This window comes from Paenibacillus sp. N119s (genome assembly GCF_059447605.1).
The window spans coordinates 1-1,393 of record NZ_JCAJRU010000440.1 but is presented as its reverse complement, the minus strand read 5'-3'; the positions used below and the strand labels follow the sequence as shown (position 1 = coordinate 1,393).

The following is a 1,393-nucleotide window of genomic DNA, read 5'->3' as shown; positions in this document are numbered from 1 at the left end:
GAATCTACACGCCTGTCGAAGGCAAGTGATGATATTCTGGAGCCGGGCATGGTTGTAACGGTCGAACCAGGTATCTATGTGCCTGGATTGGGCGGTGTACGGATCGAGGATGATATCGTTATTACAGATAGCGGCATCAAAGTATTAACGTATTCGAGCAAAGAATTTACAGTCGTTTAATAACGATAACAGTCCTGTAGGAGGGGTATTTTAGTGATTAACGTTAATGATTTTAAAACAGGTTTGACCGTCGAGGTAGACGGAGATATTTTTACAGTTCTGGATTTTCAACACGTAAAACCGGGTAAAGGCGCGGCATTCGTACGCTCCAAGTTGAAAAACCTGCGTAACGGTAATACAGTTGAACGTACATTCCGTGCGGGTGAAACCATCGGCCGGGCGCAAATCGAAAACCGTGGTGTATCTTATCTGTATGCTAGTGCAGACGATCATACTTTCATGGACAACGAAACATATGATCAATTTACATTGTCCAGCGACCAACTGAAATGGGAGCTTAACTTCCTGAAAGAAAACATGAATGTAAATATCATAAGCTACAACGGAGAAATCCTGGGTATCAACCTGCCTACCAGCGTGGAACTGAAAGTAATTGAAACAGAACCAGGTATTAAAGGTAACACAGCTACAGGTGCGACCAAAAATGCCAAACTGGAAACAGGCCTGAATGTTCAAGTTCCTCTGTTTATTAATCAGGACGACGTATTGTTAATTGATACTCGTGACGGTAAATACATGTCCCGCGCATAATTTTTACAGCTTTTGGTTCCTCTGTCCTTGTAAAGGGCAGGGGATATTTTTATATGTACGAATATTAAAAAACATTGGCTCCACACAGCACTTTCGTATTATACTGTACTAAAGTTATGCCGCAGGATGTCACGTGCAATTCATTTGGTGCCATCTCAAGGTTACATACTGTTGAGTCTGAGGGAGTGAATATCGTTGTCTTTGTATGTCATGAAATTCGGAGGCAGTTCCGTCGGTGACACGGAGCGCATGAAACGCGTAGCAAAACGCGTTGTTGAGAAACAGAGTGAAGGGCATCAATGTGTAGTGGTCGTTTCCGCAATGGGAGACACGACAGACGAATTGATTGACCAGGCCAAACTATTAAATGAGCAATTGCCTGCACGTGAGCTGGATATGTTGATGACGACAGGCGAGCAAATTTCAATTGCATTATTGTCCATGGCTATTCAGCAGCTCGGTCATGAAGCGGTATCGTTTACGGGATGGCAGGCTGGCTTCCGTACTGAATCTGACTTTGGTCGGGCACGGATTACGGATATTCAACCTCAACGTGTGCTGGATGCCCTGAGCAGCAACAAAATTGTTGTTGTTGCTGGTTTCCAGGGGATGTCTGCAGATG

3 protein-coding genes are annotated in these 1,393 nt (G+C 44.2%); all 3 read left to right on the top strand.

What is annotated here, in order from left to right:
* Positions 1-180, top strand: a 180-nt coding sequence (locus AC5V8P_RS25575) for a M24 family metallopeptidase (RefSeq protein WP_495474051.1), incomplete at its 5' end; no start/stop codon positions are given.
* 33 nt (positions 181-213) lie between these two features.
* On the top strand, positions 214-771 hold the full coding sequence (efp, locus tag AC5V8P_RS25570) for an elongation factor P (protein WP_013371789.1): 558 nt from the start codon (positions 214-216) through the stop codon (positions 769-771).
* Positions 772-966: 195 nt separating this feature from the next.
* Positions 967-1,393 (top strand): amino acid kinase family protein (locus tag AC5V8P_RS25565; protein ID WP_495474050.1); only part of this gene is annotated, 427 nt, incomplete at its 3' end.